The sequence below is a fragment of the Bacillus sp. SM2101 genome, from assembly GCF_018588585.1.
Lineage (GTDB): Bacteria > Bacillota > Bacilli > Bacillales > SM2101 > Nanhaiella > Nanhaiella sioensis.
On sequence record NZ_JAEUFG010000030.1, the window covers coordinates 1 to 16,588 of the forward strand.

Genomic DNA, 16,588 nt, shown 5'->3' on the forward strand with positions numbered 1-16,588 from the left:
ATGAAAGATGATTATATGAAAAACGGACAATTGAAAGCTGGTTACAATGTACAAATCGCAACGGAAGGTCAATACACGCTTGCCTATAGTTTGTTTACAAACCCAACAGATACACGTACGTTAATTCCATTTCTAGATGAAATTGAGCAACACTATTTCGAGTTACCGAACCACATTGTTGCAGATGCAGGTTATGGCAGTGAACAGAACTATAATGATATCCTTTCTAATAGAAAACGAGAAGCACTTATTACATATAACCTATATTTAAAAGAAAAAAAGAAAAAGTACCGACAAAACACATTTAATCCTGACAACTGGGAGTATGATGAGGAAACAGATACCTATACATGTCCTAATCAAAAACGTCTTCAATTTCAATATCATTCTATTCGCAATGACCGTACAGGTTTTGAACGGAAGTTCAAAATCTATGAGTGTGAAGACTGTTCCTCATGCCCATTCCGTTCATTATGTACAAAAGCAAAAGAAGGCAACAATCGAAAACTAATGGTGAATGAAAAATGGGAACAGCAAAAAGAATATGTAAGAGCGAAGCTTTCAGAAGAGAAAACGAGTGCCATCTATCGAAAACGAAAAATCGATGTGGAACCAGTTTTTGGATTTTTGAAGGCGAATTTGTGTTTCTCTCGATTTTCTGTACGTGGAAAATCGAAGGTGGAAAACGAAATGGGCATTGCGTTAATGGCTGTGAATTTAAACAAAATCACTGCCAACAAATAAGGTAATAGAGGCCCTACCACTCTAAATAGAAAAAAGGTGAATTTTTTGAGGCTAGTTATGTCCCAGCCTCTTTTCTCTTATGTAACGCCCTCGACAGGATTCGAACCCACCCTAAGAGAACCGGAATCTCTCGTGCTATCCACTACACTACGAGGGCATATAACAGATTGCTTTCAATATTATATGTTAGATTGATGTACAATGCAAGCAGAATTCAGTAGTATTTAGGTATAGCAGGTATGGATTTAAAAAAACATGAATAAGATAGTATTGTTAGTACTTTTCGTTTGACCTTTATTGACCATAGGTGTATGATAAAAATTACATAAATATCTAAATAAAGTTTAAAAAGGAGGATAATTGAATTGAATCTAATTCCTACTGTTATCGAACAGACAAATCGCGGAGAAAGAGCATATGACATTTACTCACGATTATTAAAGGATCGTATTATTTTATTGGGGAGTGCAATTGATGATAATGTAGCAAATTCAATTGTAGCACAATTATTATTTCTAACAGCAGAAGATTCTGATAAAGATATTTCGTTATATATAAATAGTCCTGGTGGATCAATTACTGCTGGTATGGCTATTTATGATACGATGCAGTTTATTAAACCGAATGTTTCAACAATGTGTATTGGTATGGCTGCATCGATGGGTGCATTTTTACTAGCTGCTGGTACGAAAGGCAAGCGTTTTGCTTTACCAAATAGTGAAGTGATGATTCACCAACCACTAGGTGGTGCACAAGGTCAAGCAACCGAAATAGAAATTGCTGCGAAGCGCATTTTATTCTTACGTGATAAATTAAATGGTATCCTTTCTGAACGTACTGGTCAGCCGTTAGAAGTGATCGAACGTGATACAGAGCGTGATAATTTTATGACTGCAGAAAAAGCCACAGAATACGGCTTAATCGATAAAGTTCTAGATCCTGCGAAGTAATCATCTACTTACTAAATAAGCAAAAAACCCTCTCACTGTTGTGAGAGGGTTTTATTTAGCCATTTTGAATAACAAAATTACATAATGCTTCAAGTGCTTCTTCTTCATCTTGCCCATCAGCATACAATGTAATTGTTGAACCATTGCTAACCGCTAAGCTCATTAAGCCCATAATGCTTTTAGCATTTACCTTTTTGCCATTCTTCTCTAAAAAAATATCTGAAGCGTAACGATTCGCCTCTTGAACAAATAGAGCTGCTGGTCGAGCTTGTAATCCTGTTTTCAATTGTACCTCTACTTTTTTTTCAACCATTTCATGTTCCTCCCTTTTTCAAAAGCTATTATTTTGTTTTAATAGAATGACCTGATCGCAGCTTGTCTGCGATTTCATCTATTTTTCGAAGGCGATGATTAATCCCTGATTTACTTATGCTTCCACCAGGTAGCATTTCACCTAGTTCCTTTAATGTAACATCTTGATAAGTAATTCTTAGCTCTGCAATAACTCGAAGCTTGTCGGGAAGTGAACTAAGCCCTACTGTTTCATCAATATACCGAATATTTTCTACTTGCCTAATAGCTGCACCGACTGTTTTATTTAAATTGGCAGTCTCACAGTTCACTAAGCGATTAACTGAATTCCTCATGTCTCTAACAATACGGACATCTTCAAATCTTAACAATGCACTATGGGCACCGATAATATTTAGAAATTCAGCAATCTTTTCAGCTTCTTTTAAATACGTTACAAAGCCTTTTTTTCTTTCAATCATTTTACAATTTAATTGAAAGCTGGTGTTCATTAATTCACAAAGTGCTTGACTATGTTCCCGATATAACGAAAATATCTCTAGGTGGTATGAAGACGTTTCTGGATTATTGATCGATCCGCCTGCTAAAAAAGCTCCACGCAAATAAGATCTTTTACAACATTTTTTCTTAATTAAGTCATCTGAAATCCTTCCAAGAAACGAGAAACCTTCATCGATGATTTTTAAGTCTTCAAGAATACCTTTAGCGCTTTCAATTAAGCGAACAATATATACATTATTCTTTTTCAAACGCATTTTTTTTCTAACTAATAGTTCAACTGAGACATCATACAATCTCTTTAGCAATGTATAGATACGTCTTGCGATTGCTGCATTTTCAGTTTGGATAGTTACAATGAGTTTACGATTTGAAAAAGTTAATGACCCATTCATTCTTATTAATGCAGAGAGCTCTGACTTTGCACAGCAATCTTTAATTTCAATATTTGTGAGTTCCTTTTTGGTCTCTGATGCATATGACATACCTCTCAGCCCCTTTTATCTATATGCGCGTTAAATAGGAGGACAAAAAGGTCGACGCAGAATAAGGCGGTATAGCTTCTGTCACCTCTGAGGTTACTTACATTGAGCAACCTCCTTGACTCCTTCCAATATAACTAGTATATGCAAATACAAACAAAATTGTATTTTGCATTCAAAAATTAAGTAGTTCCATTAAAATGCTATCACACTCGTACATAAAAGGTAAATGAGTACTTTGTATACGACCGTTACATTCCATGGATTTTGTGAACATTCTGTAAAAGTGAGTATAAGAGAGATGCTACTTTCTTTGTGTCATGTCGAATGACTCCATCTTCAAAGCTAATAATATTATCGTGAATAATATCTAACCCTAAATCCTTTAATCGTTCGATATCATATATGACTGGTTGAGCCATTTCTTTTGCATATCTATCCATAATGTACGCAGGGATTTCCTCTTCATTCACCATAATCACATCAAGAAAATCGCATTTCATATGATCATAAAGTGCTCTAACATGGTCACTTGCTGTATAGTTTGATGTTTCTCCAAACTGAGTCATCACATTACACATATAGACCTTTTTTGCTGCTGCAGCACAAACCTCTTTTCCTATATTAGAAACTAATAGGTTAGGTAAAATACTTGTATATAAACTTCCGGGGCCAATAACAATTAAATCTGCTTCGCGTATTGCTGCTATTGTCTCAGAAAGCGGCTTAACATCTTCAGGTGTCAAAAAGACACGTTGGATCTTCTTTCCATAATCAGGTATTTTTGATTCTCCAGATACCAATGTTCCATCTGCCATTTCAGCATGCAAATTAACGCTTCTATTAGCAGCTGGTAACACTTGACCTCTCACGTTTAACACTTTGCTCATTTCTCCAATTGCATGAACAAAATCGCCTGTTATATTTGTCATTGCAGCTAAGATAATATTTCCCAATGAATGTCCAGACAAACCATTGCCATCCTCAAACCTATACTGGAACAACTCTTCAACCAATGGTTCAACATCTGATAAAGCTACTAACACATTTCTAATATCACCAGGTGGTGGAATGTCAAGCTCGTTTCTAAGTCTTCCTGAGCTCCCACCATCATCAGCCACTGTAACGATAGCGGTGATATTCACAGGGTATTGCTTTAAGCCCCGCAATAAGACAGGTAAGCCTGTACCTCCGCCTATAATTACAATATTAGGCTGTTTTTTTCTTTCCATGTATTATTTTTCCTTTCGCTTGTCAATATCTCGATGAGATATACGAGTTTTATAGCTATTTTCAAAATATTGACCTAAATACTCCGCTAGTGTTACGGAGCGGTGCTGACCACCAGTACATCCAATTGCAACGATGAGCTGGCTCTTTCCTTCTCTTTTATAATGTGGCAGCATAAAAGTCAATAAATCAACAACTTTTGTTAAAAATTTTTGCGTATCGTTCCATTTTAATACATATGATGAAACTTCTTCATTGAGACCAGTTTTAGGTCTCATATGATCAATATAATGAGGGTTCGGTAAAAAACGAACATCGAAGACTAAATCAGCATCTATCGGCAAACCATATTTAAAGCCAAAAGATACAACATTAACAGTAAAAATTTGTTTACCTTGGGTTGCAAACTGCTGTAATATCTTTTCCCTCAAGTCACGAGGTTTTAAATCAGATGTATCATAAATCAGCTGTGCTCTTCCCTTTAATTCTTCCAACATTTTTCTTTCTAGCTGAATACCTTCAAGAGGAAGTCCTTCTTGAGACAGCGGATGAGATCTCCTCGTCTCTTTATAACGACTAACTAAAGTCGCATCCTTGGCATCTAAAAATAAGATTTGAGGTGTGATCCACGATTTCTCTGCCATATCATCTAGTGCTTCAAATAGTGTTTCAAAAAATTCTCTTCCTCTTAAGTCCATTCCAAGTGCTACTTTATTCATCTTATTACCGGAATCCTTCATAAGTTCTAGAAATTTCGGAAGTAAAGAAGGCGGTAGATTATCAACACAAAAATATCCTAAATCTTCAAAGCTTTGTATGGCTACCGTTTTCCCTGCACCAGACATTCCTGTAATAATGACCATTTGGATATCACTCATTGAGCCAGTACTCATACTATTACCCCCTCAAACACGTTTAACTAGGATCTAATCGATAAGAAAGCAACTCAAAGTTCGGCGTATATGTGAAAGTACCATAAATGATACCTTTTCCATTAACCATATAGTCAATAATGTGATAGTCACCTGGCGCCATAGGTAGCTTGGATATTTGATCCACTTTCTGCCATGCAACCTTCCCTTCCTCTGACTCTTTCACATTGCTACCATCAAATTGTGTGGATAGAAAGGTAAACATCATCCATTCCGAAATGATTTGATTTTGCTCTTTTATCAATATTGTGAAAATACCTTTGATGCTTGGATCTTTTATAAATATACCTGTTTCTTCACGAAATTCACGTATGCAAGATTCTCTAATGGATTCTCCCTGTTCCATTTTGCCACCAGGTGCTACCCACCAGCCTCTACTAGGCTTTTGTAAAAGTAATACTTGACCTTCATGAACTAAGACGCAATTAGTTACTCTTTGCACGCCTTTCACCTCGTTGTATTTATACCATTAATTATACTATTTCTACTAGCTCGTCACAATAAATGGTATAAAAGAAATACGGAAGGCACTCATTTCCACTCAATATCAACCGTCCTATCGCTAACGATTGGCATCATCTGTTTCAGAAGACAAGCAAAGGACATTGCGTTCAGGTCGTTGTATTGTCATAAATGACAAACAGAGAATATAGCTTATAACATACCTATATAATGTAGTTTTCGCATTAATTATTACTTTTCCGGTCTTAGAAATAAGTACGTATACCTCTAACGTTCAAAATTAGAGGATCTCACGAATTAAGGTAATATAAAAAAAGGGCACGGGGTCATTTCCCGTGCCAAGGATATATTTATAAAAGGGGGTCAATTACTTATATTTATAGTACCTAATAATTGTTGCACCTGTGTTACAACTCGGTTAAAACGTTATTACGGTTTTGTTATAATTATTTCGATTTCTCTTTTAACTCTTCAATATAATGCGCTGCACTTTGGGCTGCAACACTTCCATCACCAGTAGCTGTAACGATTTGTCGAACAGTTTTTTCTCGAATGTCTCCTGATGCAAAAATACCAGGAATCTTCGTCTCCATCTGCTCATTCGTTTCAATATATCCATTTTCATTCGTAATACCAAGGTTTGCGAACGGTTTTGATAATGGATTTAAACCGATGTATATGAACACACCATCAGTATTAAATTCTTGTTCCTCACCTGTTTGAGTATCAACTAGTGTCACACTACCCACTTTTCCGTCTTTTTCATTAACCTGTTTCACAGTATGGTTCCAAATAAAATCAATCTTGTCATTATCAAATGCACGCTGTTGTAGTATTTGTTGCGCTCGAAGCTGATCACGACGATGAACAATCGTCACTTTAGATGCATAACGAGTTAGGTATACCCCTTCCTCTACTGCAGAATCTCCACCACCTACAACAACCAGTTCTTTTCCTTTAAAAAAGGCTCCATCACAAACTGCGCAATATGATACACCTCGACCACCTAATTCATTTTCACCAGGCACGCCTAGTTTTTTATATTCTGCACCAGTGGCAATAATAACTGCTCTTGCTTTTAATTCCTTACTACTAGTGACCACAGTTTTATACTCTTCACCATCTATAATTTCCTTAATATCGCCATATGCATATTCAGCACCAAATTTCTTCGAATGCTCGAACATTTTATCAGATAGCTCTGGCCCTAAGATTGATTCAAATCCCGGAAAGTTCTCAACGTCCTCAGTGTTCGCCATTTGACCACCAGGAACACCACGTTCCACCATAATCGTTGACAAATTAGCTCTTGATGTATATACCGCTGCTGTCATTCCAGCAGGTCCTGCTCCAATAATTACTACATCGTAAATTGTATCTTCTGCCATTTTATTCACTCCTTCATTATTAACTGATTCACTCATAAGAATGTTATAAAATATTCTTTCACTTAGAACATCTCTATAAGTCAATGAATATATAATACCTTTTCCTTTGGCTGTTTTCGCATTGATTGTTACTTTTCGTATTAAGATATAAGCACGTAAAGTTCCAGGCATCCTTTTATCTTTATTAACGATGATAATCTCATAAATACTTATGTGCTGTTTTAGTTTTTAACATACCAACAAAGTATACGAAAAGCGCCTTTCCTTAATTGTATCCTATAAGACACTGAATGAATCGTCCAATAATCTGCTCACTGAAGAAGAACATTCACAAATTCACCATATTTTGAAACAGTTTTTACCGAAACATCATATTTTAAGGCAACCTCTCGTTGAGTAACTTTTTTACGTAATAACTTTTTCCATTTATATTCAATTGCTGCAGCCCAAGCTTGTGTATTCAAAAGTTCATATTTCATAATTATTCCATTATCAAATACTAAGCATGCCTTGTTGAAAAGGTCAGCCATTTCTACATGACTCAGTTTATTACTTTTAAAAATATGATCCAATATCATGTATGAATTCTTAATGTAGCCTGTATGACTATTTAATCCCTTCTGGCTAATTTTATCAGTCATATATTGAGCAAACTCACTTTCAAATGTTGTATATTTTGTTTGATCATTTTCTTGATAAATCCCAGTTGGTTCAACTTTACCTCCTTGACTAACTAAAAACAAACCATACAATCGTTCATATTTATTTTCACTCTTCAATAGTGAGTTTGCACCTTTAACAACCTCATGAGCAATATGAACTTTCCAAGGCTCTGTGCCGTGCCTATCTGGACTGAGTTCAATAACTTTTTTCCATATATTCTTTGCAAAGCTTTCGTGATCAGAGTAATACGCGGCATTTGCTAGCCAATAATAATACGTGCCATCACCTTCAAACCCTTGTCTATAAAGCTGTTTTAACCACTTGTACGCTAGCTTTGACTCTCCTACTAGCGCAAAGGTCGCTCCAAGCTTGTAGCGATGCTCAACCGTGATTGGGTATACTTTTTCAAGTTTATTGATAAGTGGCTTAACAAGCTCATCTTCTTTATGGTAATAAAAGAAGATAACCATATTACAAAGCGCGTGTAGATTCCCAGGGTTTTTATCAAAAACCTCGTCAAGGGTTTGTATAGCACGATTTAAATCGCCTAAGTAGAAATGGGCTAACGCTAAATTATTATAAGCTGACCAAAATTCAGGGTTTTCCTTAATCATAGAGTTTAATAATTGTATAGCTTCTGAAAACTGACCATCTTCTAACAAGCTTCGCGCTCTTTCTTGATTTAAGATGAGCGCATCTTCCTCACTATCTTGCGCTTCTGTGCTTACATCATATTCAATACTTAACAGCTCGAGTAGATCCTCAGTATCTTCACTAAAATCTCCATTTGGAGCTTGTTTAAGATACTCAAGCGCATATTTGCGTGACATTTGAAATAACCCTAGGTGAGCATAATTATTTGCCATAAAATATGAACATTCCACCATCGTTGGGTCTACATTTTCCAATATATTAGTTAACATAATATTTGATTGCTGAAACTCTCCATTCTCCATAAGAACGATCGCCATTTGACATAAATACTCCGGCTCATTTGGTTTCAGTTGTATTGCACGAGATAAATACTTCTTCGCTTTATATAAATCGCTATTTCGATAAGCTTTTTTTCCTTTCAAGAAAAGTTTCTCATCATCTTGAAATGGAATGATAATCGCTGATTGTTTTGAGTTTTTCCCCATTCGTGCCTCCATAAAAATATCTTCCTACTTGAACACTCAATTTGTTCAAAAGTGTATTTCCTGTTAAACATAAGGTGCTAGATTCACCAAAATCAGTCCACGCCTTGTGGACAATACTACTCATTAATATATCTGCTAAATTAGATGAAATGACAGGAAGATTGCTTGTTAATCTTCTTGCATTTTGACTTTATGACCTCGCATTGATGGTGCCTGAGGCAAACATACAATTCTGGCTTAATATTTAAACTGGCTCTTTTCAGAAAATTTGTTGCTTGTTGGTACTAATAACCCAAAACCATTTATGATGAGAGTAGTCACATTCACAAACCTAATGGTATACAGATTTAACTCTTAGCACAAAAAACAACATTTAAAGTGTAAACAGCCATAAATAATTTCTACTACTTATTAAATTAAATACTTAAAATTAAGTTCATTTCACCGATGGTAGTATAACATACATATGTTGTCCAAAAACAGTGTAAGTTTTAGGTTATAATACTATAATAATGTGCGTTAAAGAGGAAGGAGCAACCCTATGAGACAAGCCGCAGATGATATTGCAAATGTCCCAATGAAAAAGCAAACAAAAAAACCTTTAGTCCTGGCTGCTGTGATGCTTGCTATGTTTATGGCTGCTATCGAAGCTACCATTGTATCTACAGCTATGCCAGTCATTGTTGGAGAATTAGGGGGTTTCTCTTTATATAGCTGGGTTTTTTCTGGATATTTATTAATGAATGCTGTTACAGTACTTATTTATGGTAAACTGTCTGATTTATTTGGTCGCAAACCAGTTATTACCTTTGGTATTATCATTTTCTTATTAGGCTCTATATTATGTGGATTTGCTCAATCAATGGGCATGCTAATTCTTTTTCGTGTCATACAGGGATTTGGAGCAGGAGCTGTTATGCCGATCGCTTCAACCATTGTCGGTGATATTTATACAAAAGAGGAAAGAGCCAAAATCCAAGGATATTTATCAAGTGTTTGGGGAATTTCTGCAATTACCGGCCCTGCTTTAGGCGGGCTATTAGTTGAGTACGTTAGCTGGCGGTATGTCTTTTGGGTTAATATACCACTTGGTATTTTGGCGATCATCGCTTTATGGACTTTTCTTCATGAAGACGTTGAAAAAAAGAAACATGACATTGACTACCTTGGTGCTATACTATTGACCATTTCAATTGCTTCCTTTATGTTTATTCTCGTCGAAGGCGGTAATAATCAGTCTTGGACTTCACTACCTACATTAGGTCTACTAACGATAGGAATCATTGCAATTACGTTATTCGTTTTTCAAGAAAGACGTGCTGTAGATCCGATGATGCCCTTTAACTTATGGAAAGAGCGCTCCATATTTATTGCTAATATGGCTTCTTTGACAACAGGCATCATGCTTATCGGAATTTCTAGTTTCCTACCTGCATTTGTACAAGGGGTCATGGAACAGTCACCGATTGTTGCTGGTTTTACATTGACGACGATGAGTATCGGTTGGCCAATTGCAGCGACCGTTGCTGGTAGGTTATTATTGAAAATTGGCTTTAGAACAACATCCTTGTTCGGTGGGGCTTCATTAATATTCGGAAGCATGATATTTGTTTTCATGTCTCCTGATGCAGGACCTATTACTGCTGCCACTGGCTCATTTTTTATCGGTGTAGGGATGGGATTAACGACTACTTCTTTTATTGTTTCTATTCAAAGTACAGTTGACTGGAAACAACGCGGGGTCGCCACAGCAGCAAACATGTTCATGCGAAATGTTGGTAATACAATAGGTGCCGCTCTACTTGGAGGAATCTTAAACAATCAGTTTCAGCAATATATTCATGAACAGGGAACCAACACTGAAGGGTTAACGATTAATTCAGCAAATATTTTACTTAATGAGGAAGAAAGGAATCAGCTGTCTGAAGGTGTAAAACAAATACTTCAAGATGGACTAACCTTCTCTCTTCACTCTGTATATTATGTTGTTCTCGGATTTGCCATTGTTAGTCTAATATTAATTGCGCTACTGCCTAAAAAAGATACTGCTTAGTATATCAATTGAACAACGTCAAAATTCCACCTAGCTTGATCTATACTCAAAAATACTAGGTGGAATTTTATCGTCTTTGACACAATTTCTTCTCTTTCCTAAATAAACCTTCGAGATTGGAAAGTTCAATTTATTGCTTATGCCTTTTTTCTAAAACATTTAGCACATCATCTAATGGAAGCTTCTGCTCACGTAACAATACGAGTAAGTGATAAAGTAGGTCAGCTGTCTCCCAAGTAAGTTCATCACTATTACGATTTTTTGCTGCAATAATGACCTCCGCGGCTTCTTCTCCTACCTTTTTCAATATTTTATCTACACCTTTATCAAATAAATACGTAGTATAAGAGCCTTCTTCACGTTCTGTTTCTCTTTTTGCTATAATTTGCTCTAACTGATTTATAATAGCAAAGCGTTCATGTCCTAGCTGTTCTTTTGCACTTACGATTTCTTCTGTGAAGCATGTATATGTGCCTTTGTGACAAGCTACACCTGCTGGCTCAACGAGTACTAGTAATGCATCCTTATCACAATCATACTTCATTTCAATAATTTTTTGAGTGTTTCCTGATGTTGCGCCTTTATGCCACAACTGTTGTCTAGAGCGACTATAAAACCACGTTTCTCCCGTCTCGATAGACTTTTCTAAAGAATCCTCATTCATATATGCTAACATTAATACTTCCTTACTGACGATATCTTGAACAATTGCAGGCACTAATCCTTGGTCATTAAATGTAAGATGTGGTACCGTCACCTTACATGCACCCCCTTCTGATGTAAAAAGGTTTTCACCTCTCTAACTGATGTTTCCTTGTAATGAAAAATTGATGCAGCTAATGCAGCATCAGCTTTCCCTTCAGTAAATGCCTCGACAAAATGAGCTGCACGACCCGCTCCCCCAGATGCGATTACAGGTACAGAAACCGCCATGCTTACTTCTTTCGTCAAATCAATATCAAAACCACTCTTTTCACCATCACTATCCATACTCGTTAATAAAATTTCTCCTGCCCCGCGTCTAACAACCTCTTTCGCCCAGTCAATAACGCGCCATTCAGTTGCCTGCCTTCCTCCGTGTGTAAACACTCGCCATGTTTGAATCGTTTGATCATATTTTGCGTCAATCGCTACGACAATGCATTGTGAACCAAAATAATTTGCCCCTTCAGTGATAAGGTGAGGGTTGTTAACAGCCGCTGTGTTTATTGAAACTTTGTCCGCACCTGCACGCAACATCTTTTTCATATCTGCTAAACTATTAATGCCACCACCAACCGTGAACGGAATGGCTAGCTGACCAGCAACACTTTGCACGACGTCAACCATCGTTTTTCTTCCTTCATGTGAAGCGGATATGTCTAAAAAGACTAACTCATCTGCACCCTCTTGATCATAGAAGGAGGCTAATTCAACAGGGTCACCTGCATCACGTAGTTCAACAAACTGGATTCCCTTCACAACTCTTCCTTCCTTGACATCTAAACATGGAATTATTCGCTTCGTAATCATATGTCTTTCACCGCACTCACTGCCTCACTTACAGTAAATTGATTCGTGTATAGCGCCTTTCCAATAATCGCACCACTTACACCTATTTGCTTGTATTGCATTAAGCTCTTCACATCATCAAGTGAGGAAATTCCACCTGATGCAATAACCTGCTTATTCGTAGCTTGTGCCATTTCAACGACGGCATTGGTGTTAGGACCTGACAGCATGCCATCCGTCTTAATATCTGTAAAGATAAAAGTTTCCGCTCCATGTTCTGCAAGCTCCTTACCAATTACAGTCGCTTTGATTGTCGAAGTCTCCAGCCAACCTTCTATCGCTGCATAACCATCTTTTGCATCGATACCTATGGCAATATGTTGCTGATATTTCTTAAGCATTTCTTTGACAAAAGGTGGGTTGTTAATTGCTGCACTTCCTAAAATAATGCGCTTAATACCTTTCTCTAGATAATAGACGATGTCAGCCTCTGTTCGAATTCCACCACCAACCTGTACGTTTGCTTGTAATTGTTCAGCAATGTCAATGATTTTACTGTCATTCACTGGCTTTCCCTCTTTTGCTCCATCTAAATCGACAGTATGAATCCAAGTTGCTCCTTGATTTTCGAAGAGCTGCGCCATTGCTAATGGCGATTCTCCATAAATCGTTTCTTTTGCGTAGTCGCCCTGTAATAATCTAACGCATTTGCCATTTCTAATATCAATCGCTGGATAAATCATAAATTGTTTCATGACGACAACACCTTCCCTTCAAATAGACGATGTCAGCCTCTGTTCGAATTCCACCACCAACCTGTACGTTTGCTTGTAATTGTTCAGCAATGTCAATGATTTTACTGTCATTCACTGGCTTTCCCTCTTTTGCTCCATCTAAATCGACAGTATGAATCCAAGTTGCTCCTTGATTTTCGAAGAGCTGCGCCATTGCTAATGGCGATTCTCCATAAATCGTTTCTTTTGCGTAGTCGCCCTGTAATAATCTAACGCATTTGCCATTTCTAATATCAATCGCTGGATAAATCATAAATTGTTTCATGACGACAACACCTTCCCTTCAACAAGCGCTACAAAGTTTTCTAGTATTCTTAAGCCTGTATCACTGCTTTTTTCTGGGTGAAATTGCGCTCCAAAGACATTGCCCTTACCAACCACAGCTGGAACATCCACAGCATACTCACTACTTGCAATCACATCTGACTGATTACCTGCTTGAACATAATAAGAATGTACAAAATATACATATCCATTTTTCACACCTTCTAGAAGTGATGAAGGTTGGCGAACATGTAGTTTATTCCATCCCATATGTGGTATTTTATAAGCGTCATTTTGAGGAAAGCGGACGACACGTCCCTTAATTAAGCCAAGCCCCTCTGTTAGTCCATTTTCTTCACTTTCATCAAACAATAACTGCATACCTAGGCAAATACCGAGGAGTGGTTTCCTTTGCTGAGCAGAATCCTTCAAAAATGTAGTCAATCCGCTGTCGTTTAAAATTGCCATCGCGTCTTTAAATGCTCCAACGCCCGGAAGAATCAAACCTTTCGCTTGTTTTAGCAGACGCTGGTCATCTGTTATAACATAGTCAACACCCATCCGTTCTAATGCTTTACTCACGCTATATAAATTCCCCATACCATAATCAACAATGCCGATCATTTATAACAACCCTTTCGTAGATGGTACCGCTTTTACTCTCGGATCGATCATAGTTGCTTCATCAAGCGCTCGACCTAATGCTTTAAATACCCCTTCAATCATATGATGTGTATTATGACCATAATGAATAATCACATGTAAATTTATACGCGCCTCAAGCGCTAGCTTCCAAAGAAATTCATGAACGAGCTCAGTATCAAAAGAACCGACACGTTTACTAGGCAAGTCGCCCTTCATTACAAAGTGAGGGCGATTACTGAGGTCAACGACAACCTGTGCTAGTGCTTCATCCATAGGTACGAAAGCATTTCCGTATCTTTTAATTCCACTCTTATTACCAAGAGCTTCTCTTAGCGCCTGTCCTAGACAAATACCTATATCCTCTGTTGTATGATGATCATCGATTTCAGTGTCACCATTTGCACGTATTGCTAAATCAAATTGTCCATGCTTGGTAAACAGATCTAACATATGTGTTAGAAATGGAACATCCGTTTCAAGGTCAGCATTTCCCTTTCCATCAATATCAAATGATAGCTGAATCGATGTTTCATTCGTCTCTCTATTTACACTCGTATTCCTCATCATGACCCCTCCTTATCAGCTGTTGGTAAACGAACCTCTATGGCACGGGCATGTGCTTCTAATCCTTCAGCTCGTGCAAAAGAGGCAATCTTTGCTCCGTTAGTAATTAACGCATCCTTACTATATAAAATAATGCTTGATTTTTTAACATAGTCATCCACTGAAAGAGGACTTGAAAAACGCGCAGTCCCATTAGTCGGAAGTACATGGTTCGGTCCAGCAAAATAATCACCAACTGGCTCTGAACTATACCTTCCAAGAAAAATAGCACCAGCATGACGAATACTTGCTACAATAGACATTGGGTCTATGGTCATAATTTCTAGATGTTCTGGTGCAAGTTCATTTACAACATCAATGGCTTCCACTAAATTATTTGTGACATAGATCGCTCCATAATCTCGTAATGATGCATGAGCGATTTCTTTACGCGGTAATGTTTCAAGTTGTTTTTCAATCTCATGCTGTACTTGTTTTGCAAGTTCTATAGACGGTGTCACAACGATGCTTGAGGCTAATGCATCATGCTCTGCTTGAGATAATAAATCAGCAGCAATTTCATTTGCATTAGCTGTATCATCTGCTAATACAACAATTTCACTAGGTCCCGCTATCATATCAATAGCAACATGCCCAAACACTTCACGTTTCGCAAGTGCTACATATATATTTCCTGGACCGACTATTTTATCAACAGAACGAATTGATTCAGTCCCATACGCAAGCGCCGCTATGGCTTGTGCTCCTCCAATTTTATATATTTCTTTAATTCCTGCTTCATGTGCAGCTACAATAACTGCGGGAGGTAACGCTCCATCATGTTGAGGAGGTGAAACAATAACAATGCGTTCAACGCCTGCAACCTGTGCGGGTATGACATTCATTAAGACAGAAGACGGGTAAGCCGCCGTTCCCCCAGGAACATATACCCCTACAGCATCAAGCGGCGTAATCTTTTGCCCTAATAATGATCCGTCCTCTTTCATCGATATCCATGTTTGTCGTACTTGACGTTGGTGATAATCTCGGATATTTTCTGCTGCCTCTCTCATTACTTGTATGAGTGTTTGATCTACTTTTTCATAAGCAGTTGAGATTTCTTCATCAGTCACACGAAAAGAGGATAGCTGAACACCATCATACTTCGTTGTTAAATCTCTAAGAGCTACATCTCCATCTGCTTTAACTTGCTCAATAATTGATAATACTGACTGTCTCTGCTGTTCTGTTCCACTATCAATTGTTCGCTTCAACGTCATGTCCTTTGATACCCGTTTTATGTTCATAGCATTTTTTCACCATCCATCGCAAAATCGAGTTGCTCAATAATTGATGCAAGACGTTCAACAAGCTCATCAATTTGTTGTTCCTTCATTCGATAGCTTACTGGATTTACAATTAGTCTCGAAGTTACATGTCCTATATGCTCCATTTCAACAAGTCCATTTTCCCGCAAAGTCTGACCTGTTGAAACGATATCAACGATGCGATCAGCTAAGCCGATGAGTGGTGCTAATTCTATAGAACCATTCAGTTTTATAATTTCAACTTGCTCTCCCTGCTCTCTAAAATACGTAGATGCAATATTTGGATATTTTGTCGCTACTTTGGGTGAGACATATGTTGTTTTTACACCGGGCAATCCAGCAACTGCTAAGTAACAATGACTAATATAAAGATCAAGTAGCTCATATACATCTCTCTCTTCTTCGAGCATGACATCCTTGCCTGCGATACCGAGATCAGCTACACCGTATTCAACATACGTTGTCACATCCATCGGCTTAGCAAGGATAAATTGAATTTGTTCTTCCTCTACATCTATAATCAACTTACGTGAAGCTTCAAATTTATTAGGCAACCGATAGCCAGCCTTTCTCAGTAATTCAACTGCTTCCGTAAAAATGCGCCCCTTTGGCATAGCAATAGTAAGCAAGCCTATTCATCTCCCTTCTGTGATGAGATACAATATATTAA

Annotated in this window: 17 protein-coding genes, 1 tRNA gene and 1 pseudogene; 3 read left to right on the top strand and 16 right to left on the bottom strand. The window is 37.5% G+C overall.

Features of this window, described 5'->3' with window-relative positions; translation table 11 throughout:
- A partial coding sequence (locus JM172_RS20285; RefSeq protein ID WP_214484202.1) for a transposase occupies positions 1–744 on the top strand: 744 nt, incomplete at its 5' end.
- Between the two features lie 85 nt (positions 745–829).
- Here JM172_RS20285 and JM172_RS20290 read toward each other — a convergent pair.
- Positions 830–901: transfer RNA gene (locus JM172_RS20290), tRNA-Arg, on the bottom strand.
- Between the two features lie 208 nt (positions 902–1,109).
- On the opposite strand from JM172_RS20290, the gene clpP reads away from it, so the two are divergent.
- Entirely contained in the window at positions 1,110–1,694 is a 585-nt protein-coding gene (gene clpP / locus JM172_RS20295) for an ATP-dependent Clp endopeptidase proteolytic subunit ClpP (protein ID WP_214484203.1), read from the top strand.
- A gap of 55 nt (positions 1,695–1,749) precedes the next feature.
- Here clpP and JM172_RS20300 read toward each other — a convergent pair whose 3' ends face one another.
- The 7 genes from JM172_RS20300 to JM172_RS20330 form a co-directional block, all read right to left on the bottom strand.
- On the bottom strand, positions 1,750–2,007 hold the full coding sequence (locus JM172_RS20300; RefSeq protein WP_214484204.1) for an HPr family phosphocarrier protein: 258 nt from the start codon (positions 2,005–2,007) through the stop codon (positions 1,750–1,752).
- A gap of 28 nt (positions 2,008–2,035) precedes the next feature.
- A complete protein-coding gene (gene whiA, locus JM172_RS20305; protein WP_214484205.1) occupies positions 2,036–2,989 on the bottom strand; it encodes a DNA-binding protein WhiA in 954 nt (317 codons plus the stop codon).
- 248 nt (positions 2,990–3,237) lie between these two features.
- On the bottom strand, positions 3,238–4,218 hold the full coding sequence (locus JM172_RS20310) for a gluconeogenesis factor YvcK family protein (RefSeq protein ID WP_214484206.1): 981 nt from the start codon (positions 4,216–4,218) through the stop codon (positions 3,238–3,240).
- A gap of 3 nt (positions 4,219–4,221) precedes the next feature.
- Positions 4,222–5,109 carry an RNase adapter RapZ gene (gene rapZ / locus JM172_RS20315; protein WP_214484207.1) on the bottom strand — a complete coding sequence of 296 codons (888 nt, stop codon included), beginning with the start codon at positions 5,107–5,109 and terminating at the stop codon, positions 4,222–4,224.
- Positions 5,110–5,131: 22 nt separating this feature from the next.
- Positions 5,132–5,590 (bottom strand): 8-oxo-dGTP diphosphatase, encoded by a 459-nt coding sequence (locus tag JM172_RS20320; protein ID WP_214484208.1) that lies wholly within the window; start codon positions 5,588–5,590, stop codon positions 5,132–5,134.
- A 466-nt stretch (positions 5,591–6,056) separates the two neighbouring features.
- Entirely contained in the window at positions 6,057–6,998 is a 942-nt protein-coding gene (trxB, locus tag JM172_RS20325; protein WP_214484235.1) for a thioredoxin-disulfide reductase, read from the bottom strand.
- Between the two features lie 311 nt (positions 6,999–7,309).
- Entirely contained in the window at positions 7,310–8,800 is a 1,491-nt protein-coding gene (locus JM172_RS20330; protein WP_214484209.1) for a tetratricopeptide repeat protein, read from the bottom strand.
- A 541-nt stretch (positions 8,801–9,341) separates the two neighbouring features.
- Here JM172_RS20330 and JM172_RS20335 point away from each other — a divergent pair.
- On the top strand, positions 9,342–10,853 hold the full coding sequence (locus JM172_RS20335) for an MDR family MFS transporter (RefSeq protein ID WP_214484210.1): 1,512 nt from the start codon (positions 9,342–9,344) through the stop codon (positions 10,851–10,853).
- 130 nt (positions 10,854–10,983) lie between these two features.
- On the opposite strand, the gene hisIE is transcribed toward JM172_RS20335, so the two are convergent.
- The 8 genes and pseudogenes from hisIE to hisG form a co-directional block, all read right to left on the bottom strand.
- The gene (gene hisIE, locus JM172_RS20340) at positions 10,984–11,610 is read right to left on the bottom strand and encodes a bifunctional phosphoribosyl-AMP cyclohydrolase/phosphoribosyl-ATP diphosphatase HisIE (RefSeq protein WP_214484211.1); all 627 of its coding nucleotides are present in this window, start codon (positions 11,608–11,610) and stop codon (positions 10,984–10,986) included.
- On the bottom strand, positions 11,607–12,365 hold the full coding sequence (gene hisF / locus JM172_RS20345; protein WP_214484212.1) for an imidazole glycerol phosphate synthase subunit HisF: 759 nt from the start codon (positions 12,363–12,365) through the stop codon (positions 11,607–11,609). Before hisF ends, hisIE begins: the two co-directional genes overlap by 4 nt.
- Positions 12,362–13,099: a 1-(5-phosphoribosyl)-5-[(5-phosphoribosylamino)methylideneamino]imidazole-4-carboxamide isomerase gene (gene hisA, locus JM172_RS20350; protein ID WP_214484213.1), complete on the bottom strand. Its 738-nt coding sequence runs from the start codon at positions 13,097–13,099 to the stop codon at positions 12,362–12,364. Before hisA ends, hisF begins: the two co-directional genes overlap by 4 nt.
- A gap of 22 nt (positions 13,100–13,121) precedes the next feature.
- A pseudogene (locus tag JM172_RS20355) lies at positions 13,122–13,403 on the bottom strand (HisA/HisF-related TIM barrel protein); the annotation flags it as partial.
- On the bottom strand, positions 13,400–14,026 hold the full coding sequence (hisH, locus tag JM172_RS20360; protein WP_214484215.1) for an imidazole glycerol phosphate synthase subunit HisH: 627 nt from the start codon (positions 14,024–14,026) through the stop codon (positions 13,400–13,402). The gene hisH and the pseudogene JM172_RS20355, both read right to left, overlap by 4 nt.
- Positions 14,027–14,611, bottom strand: a complete 585-nt coding sequence (gene hisB / locus JM172_RS20365) for an imidazoleglycerol-phosphate dehydratase HisB (RefSeq protein WP_214484216.1) — start codon at positions 14,609–14,611, stop codon at positions 14,027–14,029.
- Entirely contained in the window at positions 14,611–15,897 is a 1,287-nt protein-coding gene (hisD, locus tag JM172_RS20370; RefSeq protein ID WP_214484217.1) for a histidinol dehydrogenase, read from the bottom strand. The genes hisB and hisD overlap by 1 nt, the downstream gene beginning before the upstream one ends.
- Complete coding sequence (gene hisG / locus JM172_RS20375; protein WP_250886800.1) at positions 15,894–16,532, bottom strand: ATP phosphoribosyltransferase; 639 nt, start codon at positions 16,530–16,532, stop codon at positions 15,894–15,896. Before hisG ends, hisD begins: the two co-directional genes overlap by 4 nt.
- Between the last annotated feature and the right edge of the window lie 56 nt (positions 16,533–16,588).